Raw genomic sequence first — 21439 nt, 5'->3', positions numbered from 1 at the left:
GGTGTCCTCCCTGACGTCCTCGCGCGTCCTCGCGCCCCTCGGGGCCGCGGGGGGCCTGTTCGCGTTCGCGCTCGACGTCCTGCGCGGGCTCTTCCGGCGACCCTTCCAGCTGCGGGAGTTCCTGCAGCAGGCCTGGTTCATCGCCTCGGTCACCATCATCCCGACCGCGCTCGTCGCGATCCCGTTCGGCGCCGTCATCGCGCTGCAGGTCGGCGGCCTCATCAAGCAGTTCGGCGCCCAGTCGTTCACCGGCTCGGCCTCGGTGCTGGCCGTCATCCAGCAGGCCGCACCCATCGGGACGGCGCTGCTCATCGCCGGCGCCGGCGGCTCCGCGATCGCCGCCGACCTCGGCGCCCGCAAGATCCGCGAGGAGCTCGACGCCATGATGGTGCTCGGGATCGACCCGATCCAGCGGCTCGTCGTCCCGCGGGTGCTGGCCTGCATCCTCGTCGCGGTCTTCCTCAACGGGCTGGTCAGCGTGGTCGGCGTCTCCGGCGGCTACGTCTTCAACGTGATCCTCCAGGACGGCACGCCTGGCGCCTACATCGCCAGCTTCACCGCCCTGGCGCAGCTGCCCGACCTCTACGTCGGCCTGCTCAAGGCGGCGGTCTTCGGCCTCCTCGCCGCGATCGTCGCCTCCTACAAGGGGATGAACGCCGGCGGTGGCCCCAAGGGGGTCGGCGACGCCGTCAACGAGTCGGTCGTCATCACCTTCCTGCTGCTCTTCGTCGTGAACTTCGTGATGAGCACCATCTACCTCCAGCTCGTCCCACCGAAGGCCGGGTGAGCGCGGTGCCGAACCTGAGGTCGGTCTACCGGAAGCCGGTCAGCGCCCTCGACGACCTCGGGGGCCAGCTCGGCTTCTACCTGCGCGCGCTCGGCGCGGTGCCGAGGACGATCGCGCGCTACCCCCGGGAGATCATGCGGATCCTGGCCGAGGTCACCCTCGGCTCGGGCTCGCTCGCGGTCATCGGCGGCACCGTCGGGGTGATCCTCGGGATGACGTTCTTCACCGGCGCCCAGGTCGGCCTGTCCGGGTACGCCGCGCTCAACCAGCTCGGCACGGCGGCGTTCTCCGGCTTCGTCTCGGCCTACTTCAACACCCGCGAGATCGCCCCGCTCGTCTCCGGCATCGCGCTCGCCGCCACCGTCGGCTGCGGCTTCACCGCCCAGCTGGGCGCGATGCGGATCTCGGAGGAGGTCGACGCCCTCGAGGTGATGGCGATCCCGTCGATGCCGTTCCTCGTGACGACCCGCATCATCGGCGGCCTGATCGCGATCATCCCGCTCTACGTCGTGGGGCTGCTCTCCTCCTACGTCGCGAGCCGGCTGGTCGTGACGCAGTTCTACGGGCAGAGCACCGGCACCTACGACCACTACTTCAACCAGTTCCTCCCACCCGGGGACGTGCTCTGGTCCTTCGGGAAGGTGCTGGTCTTCGCCGTCGTGGTCATCCTGATCCACTGCTACTACGGCTACAACGCCTCCGGCGGGCCCGCCGGCGTCGGGGTCGCGGTGGGTCGCGCGGTGCGCTCGAGCATCGTCGCGGTCAACGTCATCGACCTGTTCCTGTCGATGGCGATCTGGGGCACCACCACCACGGTCAGGCTGGCGGGCTGATGACCTCCGCGCTCTCCCGGCCCCGCGTGCTCGGCATCGTCTTCCTGGCGCTGCTGCTGGCCAGCGTCTACCTGACGTTCGCGATCTTCACCAAGAAGTTCGTCCAGTACGACGAGGTGCGGCTCCAGACCACCTCGATCGGGCTCCAGCTGCCCAAGCGCGCCGACATCAAGCTGCGCGGCGTCCTGGTCGGCGAGGTCCTCGACTACGAGGCCGACGCCGACGGGGCCTCGGTCACCCTCGGCATCTACCCCGACAAGATCGACATGATCCCGGCGAACGTCACCGGCTCGATCGTCCCCAAGACGCTGTTCGGCGAGAAGTACGTCTCGCTCGTCATCCCCGAGCGGGCCGACGGCGTCCTCGCCGAGGGCGACACGATCTCCCGGACCGTGGTGTCCACCGAGGTCGAGGCGGTGCTCAACGACCTGCTGCCGCTGCTCGAGACGGTGCAGCCGGCCGAGATCAACACGACCCTGACGGCGCTGGCGACCGCCCTGGAGGGCCGGGGCGAGCAGATCGGCGAGAGCGTCGAGATCCTCGACGGCTACCTGCAGCGGCTCAACCCGCGCATCCCCGAGCTGGTCGAGGACCTCCGGCTGACCTCCGACGTCGCCGACATCTACACCCAGATCCTGCCCGAGGTCGCCGAGACCCTCGACAACACCGTGGTCACCACCGGCACCCTGGAGGACCGCGAGAAGAAGCTCAACGCCCTCTTCGTCGACGTCGCCGGCTTCTCCGACAGCGCCCGCACGTTCCTGGCCGACAACGAGGAGAACATCGTCCGGCTCGGTGAGCTCGGGGTGGCCCAGCTGCGGCTCCTGGCCCGCTACTCCACCGAGTTCCCGTGCCTGACCGGCGGCATCGTGCGGGCCGGCGCCGGCCAGGCCGAGGCGTTCCGCAACTTCAAGCTGCACATCGTGCTGGAGACGCTGCCGCGCCAGCCCCGCACGTACGACGTCGACGACCGGCCCCGCGTCTCGGTGAGCGGTGGCCCGACCTGCCTCAACCTCCCCGACCCGCCGTGGGACCAGGCCAACCCCGTCAAGCGGATCCCCGACTTCGACGACGGCGTCGACCGGCCCACCGGCAAGGGCACCACCCGCGTCGGGACGCCGTACCTCCTGCGGGACGGCACCGGGTTCCAGGGCAGCGCAGGGGAGTACGCGCTCTACCGCGACCTGCTCGCGCCCGGTCTCGGCGTCACCGCCGACGAGGTCGGCGACCTCGGGCCGCTGCTGATGAGCCCGATGGCCCGTGGGGCGGCGGTGTCGCTCCAGTGAGGATCCTCGACGCCAAGACGCTCTCGGCCACCATCAAGCTCGGCATCTTCATGCTCGTCACGATCATGGCGACCGGCCTGCTGGTCATCGTCATCGGCAACATCAGCTTCCAGGGCTCGCGCGACTACAAGGCGGTCTTCGAGGACGTCACCGGCGTGGTCGAGGGCGACGACGTCCGGATCGCCGGGGTGAGGGTCGGCACCGTCAAGGACATCGAGATCGTCGACGGAACCAGGGGCGGGCCCGACAAGATGGCCCAGGTCAGCTTCACCGTCGAGGAGGGCACCGAGCTGACCGAGTCGACGTTCGCGGCGATCCGCTTCCGCAACCTCGTCGGCCAGCGCTACGTCTCGCTGAGCCAGGGCATCGGCGACGCCGGCGTCCTCGACGCCGGCGCCACGATCCCGGCCTCGCGCACCGACGAGGCCCTCGACCTCACCCAGCTGTTCAACGGCTTCAAGCCGCTCTTCCAGGCCCTCTCGCCCGACGACGTCAACAAGCTGTCCTTCGAGGTCATCCAGGTCTTCCAGGGCGAGGGCGGCACGCTCGAGGGGCTGCTCCAGAGCACCGCCTCGGTCACCTCGACCCTCGCCGACCGGGACGCCGTCATCGGCCAGCTCCTCGAGAACCTCGACTACGTCCTGGACCACATCGCCGACCGCGACACCCAGCTGTCGGCGCTGATCGAGAACTTCCGCACCCTCGTCGCCGGCCTCAAGAGCGACCGCCGCGCCATCCTGGACTCCTTCGAGGGCATCACCGAGCTCACCACCGCCACCGCCGACCTCGTCCAGGGGGTGCGCCCGCCGTTCGTCGAGGACATCAAGGAGCTGCGCCGGCTCACCAAGAACATCGACGACAACAAGGCCGAGCTCGACCGGGCGCTCCAGGTGCTGCCGATCAAGCTCGAGAAGATCGGGCGGACCGCCATCTACGGCTCCTGGTTCAACTTCTACCTGTGCGACTTCAAGGGCCGGGTCCGGCTGCCCGGTCTCGACCTGCCGCCGGTGAACGTGCAGCTCGGCGCCGAGAGGTGTGACCTCGGATGAAGCCCTTCCGCGACCGCAACCCCGTCGTCATCGGCGCCGCCAGCCTCATGGTGATCGTGCTGCTGCTCCTGGCCGCGTTCCGTGCCCAGGACCTCCCGCTCATCGGGGGCGGCGACACCTACCACGCCCTGTTCGAGGACGCCGGCGGCCTCAAGGCCAACGACGAGGTCCGCCTGGCCGGGGTCCGGGTCGGCAAGGTCGAGGAGATCGCGCTGGCCGAGGGGAAGGTCAAGGTGACCTTCCGCGTCGACACCGACGCCGAGTTCGGCACCGAGACCGGCGCCTCGATCCAGGTCAAGACCCTCCTGGGGTCGATGTACCTCTCCCTCGACCCCGCCGGCGACGACCAGCTCGAGGCCGACTCGGTGATCCCGGTCGAGCGCACCAGCGAGCCGTTCTCGGTCACCAAGGCCTTCGAGGGGCTGGCCGACACCATCGGGGACGGCGAGAGCGACCCCGGCATCGACACCGACCAGCTCGCCGAGTCCCTCTCGGTGCTGGCCGACCTGACCCGCAACACCCCGGAGGAGTTCCGCGGAGCCCTCGACGGGCTGTCCCGGCTCTCCTCGAACCTCGCCGACCGCGACGACGAGCTGAACTCGCTGCTGCAGAACCTGAAGCGGGTCTCGACCGTGCTCGACGACCGCGACGAGGACATCGTCGCGCTCATGGAGGACGCCGACACCCTGTTCGAGGCGCTCCTGCAGCGCCGCCAGCAGCTGCACGACCTGCTCGTCGGGACCCGGACGCTCTCGACGGAGCTGACCCGCCTGGTGCGGCAGAGCCGCACCGACCTCAAGCCGGCGCTCGAGCAGCTCGACAGCGTCCTCGACGTGATCACCAAGAACGAGGACAACCTCGACAACAGCCTGCGGCTGATGGCGCCCTTCTACCGCGTCTTCGCCAACACCCTGGGCACCGGGCCGTGGTTCGACACCTACATCCAGAACCTGCCCCCGATCCCCAACATCCCGAACGGAGGGCTGGGCGGATGAGTGACGGACCCCTGAGCCTGCGACGCGCCGTCGTCCCGCTCGTGCTGCTGATGCTCGTGGTCGCGGCCGGCCTGACGCTGTTCCAGGACGGCGAGGAGGACAAGACGGTCACCGCCTGGTTCCCGCGCACCGTCTCGCTCTACGAGGGCAGCGACGTCCGGGTGCTGGGCGTGCCGGTCGGGAAGGTCGAGTCGATCACCCCGGAGGGCACCCGGGTGAAGGTCGTGATGACCTACGACCCGGAGGTGCAGCTGCCGAGGGACGCGAAGGCCGTCCTCGTCTCCCCGGCGATCGTCGGCGACCGCTACGTGCAGCTCACGCCGGCCTACACGGGGGGCGCCGAGATGGCCGACGGCGCCGAGCTCGAGGCGCTCAGCCAGGTGCCGCTCGAGCTCGACGAGATCTACTCCAGCCTCGACCGGCTCACCGTCGCCCTCGGTCCGAACGGCGCGAACGCCGACGGCGCGCTCACCGACCTGCTCCAGGTCACCGCCGACAACTTCGGCGGCCAGGGCGAGCAGTTCAACCAGACCGTCAAGGACGTCGGCCGGCTCAGCGAGACCCTCGACGACAACAAGGAGGAGCTCTTCGGCGCGGCCGCGGAGCTGCAGAAGTTCATCACCACGCTCGCCGACAACGACACGACGGTGCGCGACTTCAACGACTCCCTCGGCCGGGTCTCCACGCTGCTCGCCGGCGAGCGCGAGGAGCTGGCCGGGTCGCTGAGGAACCTCGGGATCGCCCTCGACCAGGTCTCCGGCTTCGTCCGGGAGAACCGCGAGATCCTCAGCGAGGACATCACCGGCCTCAACCGCGTCGCCAAGGTCCTGGTCAAGCAGCGCAAGGCCCTCGACGAGACCCTGCGCATCGCGCCCCTGGCGCTCAACAACCTCCAGCTGACCTACAACCCCGACACCGGCACCCTCGACACGAACGCCAACATCTCCAACCTGGTCAACGAGATCACCTCCGACCCGGCCGCCGTGCTGTGCGCCCTGGTGAGCGCCAACGACGACGACGGCAAGGTGTGCGACCTGATCCAGACGCTCCCGCTCCCGCGGGCCGCGACCTTCGGGCCCGGCACCGGCTCGCTGTACGAGAACCCGTCGGACCCGACGCTCGGCGGCTTCGTGCCGAGCGGCGCGACCGGCCCCGCCACCACCACGTCCACCTCGGGGGGCCAGCGGTGAACCGCCTCGTGCGCACCCTGGTCGCGCTGCTGCTGGGCAGCGTCGTGCTGTCGGGCTGCGACTTCGACGTCTACGACCTGCCGCTCCCCGGTGGCACCGACGTGGGGGAGGACCCCCTCACGGTCACCGTCGAGTTCGAGGACGTGCTCGACCTCGTGCCCCAGTCGAACGTGCGGGTCAACGACGTCGCCGTCGGCCGGGTGACGGCGGTGGAGCTGGAGGGCTACCACGCCGAGGTGACCCTGCTGCTCCGCAACGACACCCAGCTGCCCGCGGACGCCGTCGCCTCGATCCGCCAGACCAGCCTGCTCGGCGAGAAGTTCGTCTCGCTGGCCGCCCCCGCGGGCGGCGGGCGGGGCCGGCTGGCCGACGGCGCCGTCATCCCGCTCGAGCGCAGCGGCAACAACCCCGAGGTCGAGGAGGTCCTCGGCGCCCTCAGCCTGGTCCTCAACGGCGGCGGCCTCGAGAAGCTCCGCACGATCTCCACCGAGGTCAACGACGCCCTCGAGGGCCGGGAGGGCTCCTTCCGCTCGGTGCTCACCCAGGTGGCCGACCTGATGGCCCAGCTCGACGCGAACAAGACCGACATCGTCGCTGCGATCACCTCGCTCAACGAGCTCTCCGTCGAGGTGCGCCGGCAACAGCCGAGCATCGACAACGCCCTCGACGAGCTGCCCAGCGCCCTGCTCTCGATCGACCGGCAGCGCGGCGACCTGGTCCGGATGCTCACCGCGCTCGAGCGGCTCGGCGACGTCGGCGTCCGCGTCATCAACCGGTCAAAGGACGACACGGTCACGGCGCTGCGGCTGCTCGACCCGGTGCTGGAGCAGCTCGCGAACTCCGGCGACGACCTCGTGAACTCGTTCAACGCGATCCTGACCTACCCCTTCGTCGACGAGGTCGTCGGCCGCGACCCGCAGGTCGCCCGGAACCTGCACATGGGCGACTACGTGAACCTGTCGGTGCAGCTCGACCTCGACCTCACCGACCTGCCCGACCTCCCCGGCATCCCGTGCGACCCGCTGAGCTCGGTCCCCGACGACCTGCCGCTGGTGCAGATCGACCTCGACGGGCTGTGCCAGGACGCCCAGGACGCGATCGCGGAGTGCCTCAACGCACCGTCGCTGCGCGAGTGCCGCGACCTGCCCGCCGGCGTCATCCAGGCGGTGTGCGCCAACGTGACGCTCCCGGTGCTGTGCGGCATCCTCGGCGGCGTCACCGGCGGCGGCGAGGGCACCCCGGGCCTGCCCGGCGTCCCCGGACTGCCGCCGCTGCCCGAGGTGCCCGACCTCGGCGACATCCTCGACGGCCTGCTCAACCCCCGCCCGGCGCCCGGCGGCCCCGACCGGACGCGGCGGACCACCCTCGGCGAGCTGTCGGAGTACTACGACCCGGCCCTCGTGACCCTGCTGACACCCGGGATGGTGACGCGATGATCACCCGTCGCACCAAGGCCCAGCTGGTGGTCTTCGTGATCATCACCCTGGTCGGCGTCACCTACGTCGGCGCGCGCTACGCCCGCCTCGACAAGGTGGTGCGCGACGACGCCTACGCCGTGACCGCCCACTTCTCCGAGGCCGGCGGCATCTTCGCCGGGGCCGAGGTCACCTACCGCGGCGTGGGCGTGGGCACCGTCGACCGGCTCGAGCTGACCGAGGAGGGGGTCGACGTCGTCCTCGAGATCGACGACGAGCACGACGACATCCCCGCCGACGCCGTCGCGCTGGTCGGCAACCGGTCCGCGGTCGGGGAGCAGTACGTCGAGCTCCAGCCCCAGGTCGACCCGGGCGACGGCGTCGCCGTCCTCGAGGAGGGCGCGGAGATCGCCAACACCAACACCCGCACGCCGATCGCCACCGAGACGCTGCTGGCCGACCTCGCGACGACGGTCGGCTCCGTCGACCGCGAGGCGCTGCGCACCACGGTGACCGAGCTCGGCGACGCCTTCGAGGACTCCGGGCCGGACCTGCAGAAGATCATCGACACCGGCACCTCGTTCATCGACGCCGCCAACGAGAACTTCGACATCACCACCCGGCTGATCGAGGACAGCAACACGGTGCTGTCGACCCAGGTGTTCTCGGAGAGCTCCCTGCGCACCTTCGCCCGGCAGCTCTCCCGGTTCAGCGGCACGCTGGCCGACGCCGACCCCGACCTGCGCCGGGTCATCGACGAGGGGTCCTTCGCGGCCAACCAGCTGCGCGGGCTGATCGAGGACAACCGCGTCGAGCTCGGCGACCTGCTCAACAACCTGGTCACGACCGGCTCCATCGTGGTGGAGCACCTCGACGGCATCGAGCAGGTGCTGGTGCTCTACCCCTACATCGTCGAGGGCGGGGTCACCGTCGCCTCCAAGGACCCGGTCACCGGGCTGTACGACGCTCACTTCGGCCTGGTCATCACCGACGCCAAGCCCTGCACGGCCGGCTACGAGGGCACCGACCGGCGCAGCCCGCAGGACCGCTTCGAGGACCCGCCGATGAACGAGGACGCCCGCTGCACCGAGCCCGCGTCGGTCACCAACGCCCGGGGCGCCCAGAACCTCCCGCCGCGCGCGGCGCCCGGGTACGACGCCCCCACGGTGGCGTCCTACGACCCGGGGACCGGCGAGGTCACGTGGACCGGCGACGGTGCCGGCCCGCTCCCCAGCACCGGTAGCGTGGCTCCGCCGTCACTCGGAAGGGAGTCGTGGAAGTGGTTGTACCTCCAGCCGATGACCGGGCCGTGACGGCGCGGCGCCTCCGGCTCCTGACGCTCGTGCTCGCGCTGGTCGTCGTCGCCGGCCTCGGCGTGCTGGGCGTGCGCCTCGCGACCCAGACCGAGGGCGGCCCCGGCGAGCGCGTCCAGCAGCTCTTCTCCGGCCGGGAGCCGGCCGCGCAGGCCGCCGCCACCGACGACGCCCGGACCCGCGAGCTGGTGATGAGCCGGGCCAACCAGTTCGTGCTCCGCACCAACACCTACGGCCCCTCCGACCTCGACGAGCAGAACGCCCTGCCCGGCTACGCCGACGGCGTCCGCGAGCTGATGACGGCCAAGCTGGCGGCGGGCTTCGAGGACAACCTGACCCTGGCCGAGCAGTCGGTCGCCCAGGCCGGGTACGCCCGCACCGCCCAGCTCTACGCCACCGGCCTGGAGTCGCTCGAGGGCGACCGCGCCTCGGTGCTGGTGACCGGGGCGGTGTCGGGCTCCTACCCCGACCCCGAGCAGGACGGCCGGATCGAGGACGAGCCGCTCCAGTTCCGCTACCAGCTGAGCCTCGTCAGGACCGAGGGGGAGTGGCTGGTCGACAGCTTCACGCCGGTCCAGGGCGTCGAGGACCAGGCGCAGCCGGCGACGCCGGCGGACCCCGGGGCGAGCCCCGGGACGACCGAGCCGCCCGCCGGGTCCACCGGTGGTGACCCGGCCGGCGGGAAGGCGGGACGACGGTGACCCCGAGCTGGTACGACGTCCTGGGCATCGAGCCGGACGCCACGCCCGAGCAGGTCCGCGCGGCGTGGAAGGAGTCCATCGCCGACCTCGACCCCGCCGACCGGCGCTTCCGCCAGCGCAACCGCGCCGCGGAGGTGCTCCTCGACCCCGCCCGCCGCGCGGCGCACGACGCCGACCTCGCCGCGGACGACGAGGACGACCTCGACCCCGCGGACGCCGCCGGCCCGGCCGCCGACCCCGCCACCGCCGGACCCGACGGGCCGACCGACGAGCCGATCGAGCCGACCGACGAGAAGGCCGACGAGAAGGCCGACGAGCCGACCGACGAGGAGGCTCGCGGCGCCGGCCCGGCGCTGCTGGTCGTGGCCGCGCTCGGCGTCCTGGCGCTGCTCGTCGTGGTGGCGACCGTGTGGTCGTTCGTCGGGGGAGCGGGAGAGCCGGCCGGTGCCGACTCCTCGGCCGCGGCGGGCGGCGACCTGCCCGACGCCCGCGAGGTCGCGGCCGCCCGCGCCGCCGCCGAGACCGCGATCGTGCCGATGCTCTCCTACGACTTCCGCTCGATCGAGGCGACCCAGCAGGCCGCGCTGCCCTACCTGACCTCGGCCTACGCCGAGGAGTACACGCGGCTCTTCGAGGGCGTGATCGAGCCCAACGCGACCTCGACCCAGACCGTCGTGACGACCCAGGTGCTGTCGTCGGGGATCGTGCGCACCGGCGTCGACCGGGTCGACGTGCTGCTCTTCATCGACCGGCCCACGCGCAACGCCACGCGCGACGACGTCTCGCGCGACCAGGTCACGATGCAGATGGTCGACGTCGCCGGCGACTGGCTCGTCGACTGCCTCATCACCGCACCCGGCGGGACCTGCGAGAGCGCCGACGCACCCTGATCCGGGCGCCGGCCGCGACCCGCCCGGGCGGCGCACTTCGGCGTCGGTGCTTGACCCGGCGCCGTCCGCGGGTCATAGTCGGTGCACGCTCGTCGACACGGCGTCTGCCGGTATTGTGGCGCGCCCTCCGATCGTGTATCGTGGCGCTTTGCGCCTGCCCTCAAATACGCATCTGCCTGTCTGGTGGCGATGTTGTGGTGGTCCGGCGCTCTCCACCGCGTCTGACGTCGAAGGATCTCTCTTGGCCGCGCGCAGCACCTCTGCCACCCGCTCCACCAGCACCGCCCACCCCAACACCGGCAACCCTCGCCGCATCTCGTTCGCGAAGATCGATGAGCCGCTCGAGGTTCCCAAGCTCCTCTCCCTGCAGACCGACGCCTTCGACTGGCTCGTCGGCAACGCGAACTGGGACGCCGTCGTCGAGCGTCGCCTCGCCGCCGGCGAGGACACCTCGCGCAAGTCCGGTCTGACCGAGATCTTCGAGGAGATCTCGCCGATCGAGGACTTCTCCGAGACGATGTCGCTCTCGTTCGAGAACCCGGTCTTCTACGACCCCAAGTACTCCGTCGACGAGTGCAAGGAGAAGGACTTCACCTACTCCGCCCCGCTCTACGTCTCGGCCGAGTTCACCAACAACGACACCGGTGAGATCAAGGGCCAGACCGTCTTCATGGGCGACTTCCCCCTGATGACCCCCAAGGGCACCTTCGTCATCAACGGCACCGAGCGGGTCGTCGTCTCCCAGCTCGTCCGCAGCCCGGGCGTGTACTTCGAGCGCAACGCCGACAAGACGTCCGACAAGGACATCTACACCGCGCGCCTGATCCCCTCGCGCGGGGCCTGGCTCGAGTTCGAGATCGACAAGCGCGACCTGGTCGGCGTCCGTCTCGACCGCAAGCGCAAGCAGAACATCACCGTGCTGCTCAAGGCCCTCCAGGCCGTCGCCGAGGACACCGGCGAGGAGTACGACTACGAGGCCGTGATGGCCGACCTGCGCCAGTACGAGTCGATCCAGCTCACCGAGGAGAAGGACCACACCCAGGGTCCCGACGACGCGCTGCTCGACATCTACCGCAAGCTGCGCCCGGGCGAGCGGCCCACGCGCGAGGCCGCGCTGACGCTGTTGAAGAACTACTACTTCAACCCCAAGCGCTACGACCTCGCGAAGGTCGGCCGCTACAAGATCAACAAGAAGCTCGGCCTGGTCGAGGCCTTCGACAAGCAGACGCTGACGATCTCCGACGTCGTCAACGCCATCAAGTACATCGTGCTACTGCACGACGGTGCCGACCAGACCGAGGCGCCGGGCGGCACCATCGAGGTCGGCCCCGACGACATCGACCACTTCGGCAACCGCCGCATGCGCACGGTCGGCGAGCTGATCCAGAACCAGCTCCGCACGGGCCTGGCCCGCATGGAGCGCGTGGTCCGCGAGCGGATGACGACCCAGGACGTCGAGGCGATCACGCCGCAGTCGCTGATCAACATCCGCCCCGTCGTGGCGGCGCTGAAGGAGTTCTTCGGCACCTCGCAGCTCTCGCAGTTCATGGACCAGACCAACCCGATCGCCGGGCTGACGCACAAGCGTCGCCTCTCCGCGCTCGGCCCCGGTGGTCTGTCCCGTGACCGCGCCGGCATGGAGGTCCGCGACGTGCACCCGTCGCACTACGGCCGCATGTGCCCGATCGAGACCCCGGAGGGCCCGAACATCGGCCTGATCGGGTCGCTGGCCTCCTACGGCCGGATCAACCCGTTCGGCTTCGTCGAGACGCCCTACCGCAAGGTCACCGACGGCCAGGTCACCGACCAGATCGACTACCTGACCGCCGACGACGAGGACCGCCAGATCATCGCCCAGGCCAACCAGATCCTGGACGAGGACGGCCGGTTCGTCGAGGAGCGCGTGCTGGTCCGCCAGCGCGACGGCGAGGTCTCGGAGATCCTGGCCGCCGAGGTCAACTACATGGACGTCTCGCCGCGCCAGATGGTGTCGGTCGCGACCGCCCTGATCCCGTTCCTCGAGCACGACGACGCCAACCGCGCGCTCATGGGCGCCAACATGCAGCGCCAGGCCGTGCCGCTCATCACCAGCGACTCGCCCCTGGTCGGCACCGGCATCGAGTACCGCGCCGCCGTCGACGCCGGTGACGTGGTCGTCGCCGACCACGCCGGTGTGGTCAAGGAGGTCTCCGCCGACCTCGTCGAGACGATGAACGACGACGGCACCTACACCACCTACAAGCTGGCGAAGTTCCGTCGCTCCAACCAGGGCACCTGCATCAACCAGCGCCCGCTGGTCGCCGAGGGCGACCGGGTCGAGGTCGGCTCGCCGATCGCCGACGGTCCGTGCACCGACAACGCCGAGATGGCGCTGGGCACGAACCTGCTGGTCGCGTTCATGCCGTGGCAGGGCCACAACTACGAGGACGCGATCATCCTCTCCCAGCGCCTGGTGCAGGAGGACGTCCTCACCTCGATCCACATCGAGGAGCACGAGGTCGACGCCCGCGACACCAAGCTGGGCCCGGAGGAGATCACCCGCGACATCCCCAACGTCTCCGAGGAGATGCTGGCCGACCTCGACGAGCGCGGCATCATCCGCATCGGCGCCGAGGTCACCACGGGCGACATCCTGGTCGGCAAGGTCACGCCCAAGGGCGAGACCGAGCTCACCCCCGAGGAGCGGCTGCTCCGCGCGATCTTCGGCGAGAAGGCGCGCGAGGTGCGCGACACCTCGATGAAGGTCCCGCACGGCGAGTCCGGCACCGTCATCGGCGTCCGGGTCTTCGACCGCGAGGACGGCGACGAGCTGCCGCCCGGCGTCAACCAGCTGGTCCGCGTCTACGTGGCCCAGAAGCGCAAGATCTCGGTGGGCGACAAGCTCGCCGGGCGCCACGGCAACAAGGGCGTCATCGCCAAGATCCTGCCGATCGAGGACATGCCGTTCATGGAGGACGGCACCCCCGTCGACGTCGTGCTCAACCCGCTGGGTGTCCCGCGAAGGATGAACATCGGTCAGATCCTCGAGCTCCACCTCGGCTGGCTCGCCAAGCAGGGCTGGGACCTCGACCTGAGCGACCAGACCGGCGACGCCGACTGGAAGCAGCGGCTGATCTCGATCCACGCCGACAAGGCCGCGGCCGGGACCAAGCTCGCGACGCCCGTCTTCGACGGCGCCCGCGAGGACGAGATCATCGGCCTGCTCGGCTCGACGATCCCCAACCGCGACGGCGTCCGGATGATCGACGGCACCGGCAAGGCCGACCTGTTCGACGGCCGCTCCGGCGAGCCGTTCGCGGACCCGGTCTCGGTGGGCTACATGTACATCCTGAAGCTGCACCACCTCGTCGACGACAAGATCCACGCACGCTCGACCGGCCCCTACTCGATGATCACGCAGCAGCCCCTGGGTGGTAAGGCCCAGTTCGGCGGCCAGCGGTTCGGCGAGATGGAGGTCTGGGCGATGGAGGCCTACGGCGCCGCCTACGCCCTGCAGGAGCTGCTGACGATCAAGTCCGACGACGTGCCCGGTCGCGTCAAGGTGTACGAGGCGATCGTCAAGGGCGAGAACATCCCCGACTCGGGCATCCCGGAGTCGTTCAAGGTGCTCGTCAAGGAGATGCAGTCGCTGTGCCTGAACGTCGAGGTGCTCAGCCAGGACGGTTCGCAGATCGAGCTCCGTGACGCCGAGGAGGACGTCTTCCGCGCCGCCGAGGAGCTCGGGATCGACCTGTCGCGTCGCGAGCCCAGCTCGGTCGAAGAGGTGTGAGTCGCCGGCGCCCCTGCACCAGGGGCGCCGGCCTCCGCCCCCCCATTCTTTTCTTTCTTAAGTACTACGAAGGGTTGCAGCCATCGTGCTCGACGTGAACTTCTTCGACCAGCTGAAGATCGGCCTGGCCACCGCGGACGACATCCGTACGTGGAGCCACGGCGAGGTCAAGAAGCCGGAGACGATCAACTACCGCACGCTCAAGCCGGAGCGTGACGGTCTCTTCTGCGAGAAGATCTTCGGTCCCACCCGGGACTGGGAGTGCTACTGCGGCAAGTACAAGCGCGTGCGCTTCAAGGGCATCATCTGCGAGCGCTGCGGCGTCGAGGTGACCCGCTCCAAGGTCCGCCGCGAGCGGATGGGCCACATCGAGCTCGCCGCTCCCGTGACCCACATCTGGTACTTCAAGGGCGTGCCGTCGCGGCTGGGCTACCTGCTCGACCTCGCCCCGAAGGACCTCGAGAAGGTCATCTACTTCGCGGCCTACATGATCACCTCGGTCGACGCCGACGCGCGTCACCGCGACCTGACCTCCCTCGAGGGCAAGGTCCAGCAGCAGCGCGAGATGCTCGAGAAGCGTCGCGACGGCTCGCTGGAGGACCGCACCAAGAAGCTCGAGGAGGACCTCGCCGCCCTCGAGGCCGAGGGTGCCAAGGCCGACCAGCGCCGCAAGGTGCGCGACGGTGCCGAGCGCGAGATGAAGCAGCTGCGCGACCGGGCCCAGCGCGAGCTGGACCGGCTCGACGAGGTGTGGAACACCTTCAAGTCCCTCAAGGTCCAGGACCTCATGGGCGACGAGCTGCTCTACCGCGAGATGAAGAACTGGTTCGGCAAGTACTTCGAGGGCCACATGGGCGCCATGGCGATCCAGCGTCGCCTCCAGGACTTCGACATCGAGGCCGAGGTGGAGTCGCTGCGCGAGACCATCGCGACCGGCAAGGGCCAGAAGAAGGTCCGCGCCCTCAAGCGCCTCAAGGTCGTCGACGCCTTCCGCAAGACCGGCAACGAGCCGCGCGGCATGGTGCTGGACGCCGTCCCGGTCATCCCGCCGGACCTGCGCCCGATGGTGCAGCTCGACGGTGGCCGGTTCGCGACGTCGGACCTCAACGACCTGTACCGCCGCGTCATCAACCGCAACAACCGCCTCAAGCGGCTGCTCGACCTCGGCGCGCCCGAGATCATCGTCAACAACGAGAAGCGGATGCTCCAGGAGGCCGTCGACTCGCTGTTCGACAACGGTCGCCGCGGTCGTCCGGTCACCGGCCCGGGCAACCGGCCGCTGAAGTCGCTGTCGGACATGCTCAAGGGCAAGCAGGGTCGTTTCCGCCAGAACCTGCTCGGCAAGCGCGTCGACTACTCGGGCCGCTCGGTCATCGTCTCCGGCCCGCAGCTCAAGCTGCACCAGTGCGGCCTGCCGAAGAACATGGCGATCGAGCTGTTCAAGCCGTTCGTCATGAAGCGGCTCGTCGACCTCTCCCACGCGCAGAACATCAAGTCCGCCAAGCGGATGGTCGAGCGCGCCGTGCGTCCCGAGGTCTGGGACGTGCTCGAGGAGGTCATCACCGAGCACCCGGTGCTGCTGAACCGTGCGCCCACGCTGCACCGCCTCGGCATCCAGGCCTTCGAGCCCCAGCTGATCGAGGGCAAGGCCATCCAGATCCACCCGCTCGTCTGCACGGCGTTCAACGCCGACTTCGACGGTGACCAGATGGCGGTGCACCTGCCGCTGTCGGCCGAGGCCCAGGCCGAGGCCCGGATCCTGATGCTCTCGACCAACAACATCCTGAAGCCGTCCGACGGCCGGCCGGTCACCATGCCGACCCAGGACATGATCATCGGGCTGTTCTTCATGACCTCCGACCGCCCCGGCGGCGGCGGCGAGGGCCGCGCGTTCTCGTCGGTCGCCGAGGCGATCATGGCCTACGACAAGCACGAGATCGCGCTGCAGAGCGTCATCAAGATCCGTCTCGACGACGTCGTCCCGCCGATGGAGCACCCCGACTTCACCGGCGAGGTCGCCACCGTCACCCTCGAGACCACGCTGGGCCGGGCGCTCTTCAACGAGACCCTGCCGGCCGACTACCCCTTCGTGAACTACGAGGTGGGCAAGAAGGCCCTCGGCGCGATCGTCAACGACCTCGCCGAGCGCTACACCAAGGTCGAGGTCGCCGCCTCGCTCGACGCCCTCAAGGAGTCCGGCTTCTACTGGGCCACGCACTCCGGCGTCACCGTCTCGATCGACGACGTGGTCACCCCCGACAACAAGATCGAGATCCTGTCGGAGTTCGAGGTCAAGGCCGCGAAGATCCAGAAGCAGTTCGAGCGCGGTCTGGTCACCGACGAGGAGCGTCGCCAGGAGCTCATCGAGATCTGGACCGAGGCCTCCAACATGGTCGGCAAGGCCATGGAGGTGAACTTCGAGGAGAACAACCGGACCAACCCGATCTTCGTGATGGTCAACTCCGGCGCCTCCGGCAACATGAACCAGATCCGCCAGGTCGCGGCCATGCGTGGTCTCGTGGCCAACCCGAAGGGCGAGATCATCCCGCGCCCGATCAAGTCGAACTTCCGCGAGGGCCTGACCGTCCTCGAGTACTTCATCGCCACGCACGGTGCCCGCAAGGGTCTGGCCGACACGGCGCTGCGGACGGCCGACTCGGGTTACCTGACGCGTCGTCTGGTCGACGTGTCGCAGGACGTCATCATCCGTGAGGACGACTGTGGCACCGAGCGCGGTCTGCCCAAGGTGATCGGCGTCCTCGGCGAGGACGGCGTGGTCCGCAAGGACGACAACGCCGAGACCGCGGCCTACGCCCGGTCCGCGGCCACCGAGGTCACCCACCCCGAGACCGGCGACGTGCTGGTCGAGGCGGGCGGCGACCTGGGCGACGTGAAGATCGGCGAGCTGATCGCGGCCGGCATCCCGACCGTCAAGGTCCGCTCGGTCCTCACCTGCGACGCCAAGACCGGTACCTGCGCGAAGTGCTACGGCCGCTCGCTGGCCACCGGCAAGCTCGTCGACATCGGCGAGGCGGTCGGCATCATCGCCGCCCAGTCGATCGGTGAGCCCGGCACGCAGCTGACCATGCGTACCTTCCACACCGGTGGTTCGGCCTCGGCCGACGACATCACGCAGGGTCTGCCCCGCGTCGTCGAGCTGTTCGAGGCCCGCGTCCCGAAGGGCCTCTCGCCCATCTCGGAGGCGGCCGGCCGCGTGGAGATCGACGAGACCGACAAGGCTCGCAAGATCCTCGTCACCCCCGACGACGGCTCGGAGGTCCAGGAGTACCCGGTCTCCAAGCGGTCGCGCCTGCTGGTCGCCGACGGCGAGCACATCGAGGTCGGCCAGAAGCTGATCGTCGGCACCGAGTCCCCGCAGGACGTCCTGCGGATCCTCGGTGTGCGCAAGGCGCAGGAGCACCTGGTCGACGAGGTCCAGCGGGTGTACCGCTCGCAGGGTGTGTCGATCCACGACAAGCACATCGAGATCATCGTCCGGCAGATGCTGCGCCGGGTGACGGTCATCGAGTCGGGCGAGACGAACCTGCTCCCCTCCGACCTGGTCGACCGGGCCCGGTTCGAGGAGGAGAACCGTCGGGTCGTCTCCGAGGGCGCCAAGCCGGCCTCGGGTCGTCCGGTGCTCATGGGCATCACCAAGGCCTCGCTGGCGACCGAGTCGTGGCTCTCGGCGGCCTCCTTCCAGGAGACCACCCGGGTGCTCACCGACGCGGCGATCCACGGTCGCTCCGACAGCCTGCGCGGGCTGAAGGAGAACGTGATCATCGGCAAGCTGATCCCGGCCGGTACCGGCCTCGAGCGGTACCGCAACATCCGGGTCGAGCCGACCGAGGAGGCCCGCGCCGCGGCGTACTCCGTGACCGGCTACGACAGCTACGACTACGAGTTCGGTGGCACCGGCTCGGGTCAGGCCGTCGCCCTGGACGACTTCGACTTCGGGTCGTACCAGAACTGACGCATGCTGGGCCCGCCCCGTCCCGAGACCACGTCTCGGGACGGGGCGGGCCCTTCTGCGTCCCGTCGGCTCCCGTGGGTGGCGCACGATGTTCAGCCACTTCTCAGGGGCTGGGCACAACCCGGGCCGGGGCGGACCCGTCCCACTCCTGACGGCCCCGCCCGGGGGCCCACGAAGGAGAAGACCATGAACAAGCTCAGCCTCACCCTGGTCGCCGCGGTGCTGGCCGTGGGCGCGACGACGTCGGTCGTCCCGGCCGGGGTCGCCCGGGCGGAGGTGTCGCACGCGGCACAGGCCGCTCGGTGCACCGACGCCGACCTGACCGCGAGCTACCAGGCGCGGGGTGCGGGGGCCGGCCACCGCTACGGCGTCGTCCGGCTCACCAACACCTCCGACGAGGCCTGCCGCACGGGCGGGTACGGCGGCCTGTCCTACGTGGGCGGAGGCGACGGCACCCAGGTGGGGGCCGCCGCCGACCGCGACCCCGGCCGGACGCGCTCGTTCGTCCTGGAGCCGGGCGGGAGCGCGGTCAGCCGCGTCGACGCCGTCGTGGCGCAGAACTTCCCGCGGCGCGAGTGCCGGCCCACCGCGGTCGACGGCTTCCGCGTCTACGTGCCGAACGCGACCCGCTCGCAGTTCGTCGCCCACCGCACCACCGGCTGCGCGAGCGACGCGGTGCACCTGCTCGGCCACCGGCCCTTCCGGCGCGCCTGAGCCCGGGCCCTCAGCGCAGGGCGGCGAGGACCTGGCGCGGCGTGGGGCGGGAGTGCGCGACGCCGTCGATGACGGCGACCGGCACGATCTCCTGGCCACCGCGGTTGGTGGTGCGCACGAAGGCCGCGGCGTCGGCGTCCTCGCGGATGTTCACCCAGGTGATCCGGTCGCCGTGGCCGCGCAGGGCGGTGCGCAGCTTCGCGCACACCGGACAGCCGGGCCGCCAGTAGATCGTCACCCCGTCGCCGCGGCCGAGCGAGGCCCGGGCGTGCGTGGCGGACGACGTGCGACTCAGGACCGGCATCACCCCAGCCTAGGCCCGTGCCCGGCCTGCCGAGTCGGCGCGGGCGCTCAACGCTCACGCCGACTCGACCCGTCCCGACTTCACCTCCGCGCCGACTCGACCCGTCCCGACTTCACCTCCACGCCGACTCGGCGATCTGTGGAGGTGCCTGAGAGAATCGGGGGGTGAGCGCGCACCCGACCGAGACCGACGTCCTCGTGGTCGGCGCGGGGCCGGCCGGGTCGGCCGCCGCGGCGTGGGCCGCCCGCTCCGGACTCGACGTCGTGCTGGCCGACGCGGCGGTGTTCCCCCGCGACAAGACCTGCGGTGACGGGCTCACCCCGCGCGCCGTCCACGAGCTCGCCCGCCTCGGTCTCGAGGACTGGCTGCGGGCCCACGCCGTCAACCAGGGGTTGCGCGCCCACGGCTTCGGCCAGACCCTGCACCTGCCGTGGCCCGGCGGCACCCTGCCGGCCTGGGGGAGCGCGGTGGCGCGCACCGAGCTCGACGACCACCTCCGCACGACGGCGCTCAAGAGCGGCGCGACCGGCATCGACGGCGCCCGGGCCGTCGACGTGCGCCGCGACGGCGACCGGGTGGCCGCCGTGGTCTTCAAGCAGGGCGACGACACCTTCGAGATCGCCTGCCGCCGCCTGGTCGTGGCCGACGGCGTCCGCTCGCCGCTCGGCAAGGTGCTCGGGCGCGCCTGGCACCGCGAGACCGTGTACGGCGTCGCCGGCCGGTCCTACGTGACCTCCGAGAAGGCCGACGACCCGTGGATCAGCAGCCACCTCGAGCTGCGCGGCCAGGACGGCAAGATCCTCTCGGGCTACGGCTGGATCTTCCCGCTCGGCAACGGCGAGGTGAACCTCGGCGTCGGCACCCTGGCGACGGCCAAGCGGCCCACCGACATCGCGGTCAAGCCGCTGATGGAGTTCTACGCCTCCGAGCGCCGCGAGGAGTTCGCGCTCACCGGCGACCTGCGGGCCAAGACCTCGGCGCTGCTGCCGATGGGCGGCGCGGTGAGCAACGTCGCCGGCCGCAACTGGGCGCTGATCGGCGACGCCGCCGGCTGCGTGAACCCGCTCAACGGCGAGGGCATCGACTACGGCCTCGAGACCGGCCGCGTGCTGGTCGACGTGATGAACGACGGCGACCCCGACGCCGACCTGTCCGCCACCTGGCCCGCCCTGCTCACCGAGCACTACGGCGAGGCGTTCTCGATCGCCCGCCGCCTCGCCGGGCTGGTCACCGTGCCGCGCCTGCTGCCGGCCCTCGGCCCGGTCGGCATGCGCTCGGACTGGATGATGACGCTCGCGCTGCGGTGGATGGGCAACCTGGTCACCGACGAGGACCGCGACCGCGCGGCGCGCGTGTGGCGCTGGGCCGGACGGCGCTCGCTCGCCGCCGACCACCGCCCGCCGTTCTCGTAGCCGGCTCCGAACCACCGACGTGCCCGAACCGGTCTACCGTGCGGCGATCGTCGCCGGCAAGCTCGTGTTCGCCGCGCTCGGGCTGCGGGTCCGCGTGGAGGGCGCCGAGCGGCTGCCGACGTCCGGCCCCGTGATCCTGGCCAGCAACCACGTGTCGTTCCCCGACTTCCTGTTCCTCGGCGACGCCCTGCTCCCCACCCGGCGGCGGGTCCGGTTCCTGTGCCGGGCCGACATCTGGGACTCACCGGTCGCCCGCGCGATGGAGGCGATGCGGCACGTCCCGGTCGACCGGGCGGCACCGGCGGCGGCCTACCTGCAGGCCCGCGGGCTGCTGCGCGAGGGCGAGGTGGTCTGCGCGTTCCCCGAGGCCGGCATCTCGGCGGCCTACGTCGTGCGGGCGCTGATGCCCGGCGCCGTGGCCCTGGCCCGCGAGACGGGTGCGCCGCTGCTGCCGGTCACCGTGTGGGGCGGGCAGCGGCTGTGGCCCCAGCGCCGGACCGCGGACGGTCCGTTTCCGCGGCCGACCCCGAGCCGGGGCCGGCTGGTCGACGTGCGGGTGCACGCGCCGCTCCCCGTGCCGCGCGACGCCGACCTGACCGAGGTCACCCGCCGGCTCGGTCACGTCCTCCAGGACGGCCTGGAGTCGGTGCAGCGGCTGCCCGGGCACCGCCCGCGCGCCGACGAGCCCGCGCCGTGGTACCCGGCCCACCTCGGCGGCGACGCGGTCGAGCGGACGGCGTCCTACGCGCTGGACGCGATGCCGCGCTGGGCGGTGGCACCCACGTGGGGGCCCGGGAGCCTTGTCTAG

The 21439-nt window shown here is 70.6% G+C and carries 16 protein-coding genes; 15 read left to right on the top strand and 1 reads right to left on the bottom strand.

Annotated features, from left to right (window positions below; all coding sequences use genetic code 11):
• The first annotated feature begins 1 nt into the window (after nucleotide 1).
• From FE634_RS16535 to FE634_RS16475, 13 genes are all read left to right on the top strand, one after another.
• A complete protein-coding gene (locus FE634_RS16535) occupies nucleotides 2-787 on the top strand; it encodes an MlaE family ABC transporter permease (protein ID WP_134766993.1) in 786 nt (261 codons plus the stop codon).
• Nucleotides 784-1620 (top strand): MlaE family ABC transporter permease, encoded by an 837-nt coding sequence (locus FE634_RS16530; RefSeq protein WP_396954599.1) that lies wholly within the window; start codon nucleotides 784-786, stop codon nucleotides 1618-1620. Before FE634_RS16535 ends, FE634_RS16530 begins: the two co-directional genes overlap by 4 nt.
• A complete protein-coding gene (locus tag FE634_RS16525; RefSeq protein WP_137294358.1) occupies nucleotides 1620-2906 on the top strand; it encodes an MCE family protein in 1287 nt (428 codons plus the stop codon). Before FE634_RS16530 ends, FE634_RS16525 begins: the two co-directional genes overlap by 1 nt.
• Nucleotides 2903-3955 carry an MCE family protein gene (locus tag FE634_RS16520; protein ID WP_222847605.1) on the top strand — a complete coding sequence of 351 codons (1053 nt, stop codon included), beginning with the start codon at nucleotides 2903-2905 and terminating at the stop codon, nucleotides 3953-3955. Before FE634_RS16525 ends, FE634_RS16520 begins: the two co-directional genes overlap by 4 nt.
• On the top strand, nucleotides 3952-4950 hold the full coding sequence (locus FE634_RS16515; protein ID WP_138876522.1) for an MCE family protein: 999 nt from the start codon (nucleotides 3952-3954) through the stop codon (nucleotides 4948-4950). Before FE634_RS16520 ends, FE634_RS16515 begins: the two co-directional genes overlap by 4 nt.
• The gene (locus FE634_RS16510; RefSeq protein ID WP_148240785.1) at nucleotides 4947-6140 is read left to right on the top strand and encodes an MCE family protein; all 1194 of its coding nucleotides are present in this window, start codon (nucleotides 4947-4949) and stop codon (nucleotides 6138-6140) included. The genes FE634_RS16515 and FE634_RS16510 overlap by 4 nt, the downstream gene beginning before the upstream one ends.
• Complete coding sequence (locus FE634_RS16505) at nucleotides 6137-7576, top strand: MCE family protein (protein ID WP_222847604.1); 1440 nt, start codon at nucleotides 6137-6139, stop codon at nucleotides 7574-7576. The genes FE634_RS16510 and FE634_RS16505 overlap by 4 nt, the downstream gene beginning before the upstream one ends.
• The gene (locus FE634_RS16500) at nucleotides 7573-8868 is read left to right on the top strand and encodes an MCE family protein (RefSeq protein WP_148240784.1); all 1296 of its coding nucleotides are present in this window, start codon (nucleotides 7573-7575) and stop codon (nucleotides 8866-8868) included. The genes FE634_RS16505 and FE634_RS16500 overlap by 4 nt, the downstream gene beginning before the upstream one ends.
• Complete coding sequence (locus FE634_RS16495; protein WP_138876521.1) at nucleotides 8865-9569, top strand: hypothetical protein; 705 nt, start codon at nucleotides 8865-8867, stop codon at nucleotides 9567-9569. The genes FE634_RS16500 and FE634_RS16495 overlap by 4 nt, the downstream gene beginning before the upstream one ends.
• Nucleotides 9566-10459 carry a J domain-containing protein gene (locus FE634_RS16490; RefSeq protein WP_138876520.1) on the top strand — a complete coding sequence of 298 codons (894 nt, stop codon included), beginning with the start codon at nucleotides 9566-9568 and terminating at the stop codon, nucleotides 10457-10459. The genes FE634_RS16495 and FE634_RS16490 overlap by 4 nt, the downstream gene beginning before the upstream one ends.
• A gap of 241 nt (nucleotides 10460-10700) precedes the next feature.
• Nucleotides 10701-14228 carry a DNA-directed RNA polymerase subunit beta gene (gene rpoB / locus FE634_RS16485; RefSeq protein WP_148240783.1) on the top strand — a complete coding sequence of 1176 codons (3528 nt, stop codon included), beginning with the start codon at nucleotides 10701-10703 and terminating at the stop codon, nucleotides 14226-14228.
• Nucleotides 14229-14313: 85 nt separating this feature from the next.
• Nucleotides 14314-18201 carry a DNA-directed RNA polymerase subunit beta' gene (locus FE634_RS16480; protein ID WP_137294351.1) on the top strand — a complete coding sequence of 1296 codons (3888 nt, stop codon included), beginning with the start codon at nucleotides 14314-14316 and terminating at the stop codon, nucleotides 18199-18201.
• Between the two features lie 186 nt (nucleotides 18202-18387).
• Nucleotides 18388-18915, top strand: a complete 528-nt coding sequence (locus FE634_RS16475) for a DUF4232 domain-containing protein (protein ID WP_187366734.1) — start codon at nucleotides 18388-18390, stop codon at nucleotides 18913-18915.
• Nucleotides 18916-18925: 10 nt separating this feature from the next.
• On the opposite strand, the gene FE634_RS16470 is transcribed toward FE634_RS16475, so the two are convergent.
• Nucleotides 18926-19219 carry a glutaredoxin family protein gene (locus tag FE634_RS16470; RefSeq protein ID WP_138876518.1) on the bottom strand — a complete coding sequence of 98 codons (294 nt, stop codon included), beginning with the start codon at nucleotides 19217-19219 and terminating at the stop codon, nucleotides 18926-18928.
• Between the two features lie 164 nt (nucleotides 19220-19383).
• On the opposite strand from FE634_RS16470, the gene FE634_RS16465 reads away from it, so the two are divergent.
• Both FE634_RS16465 and FE634_RS16460 read left to right on the top strand, forming a co-directional pair.
• Nucleotides 19384-20631 carry a geranylgeranyl reductase family protein gene (locus tag FE634_RS16465; protein WP_137294348.1) on the top strand — a complete coding sequence of 416 codons (1248 nt, stop codon included), beginning with the start codon at nucleotides 19384-19386 and terminating at the stop codon, nucleotides 20629-20631.
• 19 nt (nucleotides 20632-20650) lie between these two features.
• Complete coding sequence (locus tag FE634_RS16460; RefSeq protein ID WP_138876517.1) at nucleotides 20651-21439, top strand: lysophospholipid acyltransferase family protein; 789 nt, start codon at nucleotides 20651-20653, stop codon at nucleotides 21437-21439.

The sequence above is a fragment of the Nocardioides sp. S-1144 genome (assembly GCF_005954645.2).
Classification (GTDB): Bacteria; Actinomycetota; Actinomycetes; order Propionibacteriales; family Nocardioidaceae; genus Nocardioides; species Nocardioides dongxiaopingii.
The sequence above is the reverse complement of the archived record's forward strand: the minus strand, read 5'-3'. Positions and strand labels throughout refer to the sequence as shown.

Coding starts and splice junctions, on each gene's coding strand:
- FE634_RS16525 (WP_137294358.1), top strand. CDS start 1,620: ATGACCTCCGCGCTCTCCCGGCCCCGCGTGCTCGGCATCGTCTTCCTG.
- FE634_RS16515 (WP_138876522.1), top strand. CDS start 3,952: ATGAAGCCCTTCCGCGACCGCAACCCCGTCGTCATCGGCGCCGCCAGC.
- FE634_RS16510 (WP_148240785.1), top strand. CDS start 4,947: ATGAGTGACGGACCCCTGAGCCTGCGACGCGCCGTCGTCCCGCTCGTG.
- FE634_RS16500 (WP_148240784.1), top strand. CDS start 7,573: ATGATCACCCGTCGCACCAAGGCCCAGCTGGTGGTCTTCGTGATCATC.
- FE634_RS16475 (WP_187366734.1), top strand. CDS start 18,388: ATGAACAAGCTCAGCCTCACCCTGGTCGCCGCGGTGCTGGCCGTGGGC.
- FE634_RS16470 (WP_138876518.1), bottom strand. CDS start 19,219: ATGCCGGTCCTGAGTCGCACGTCGTCCGCCACGCACGCCCGGGCCTCG.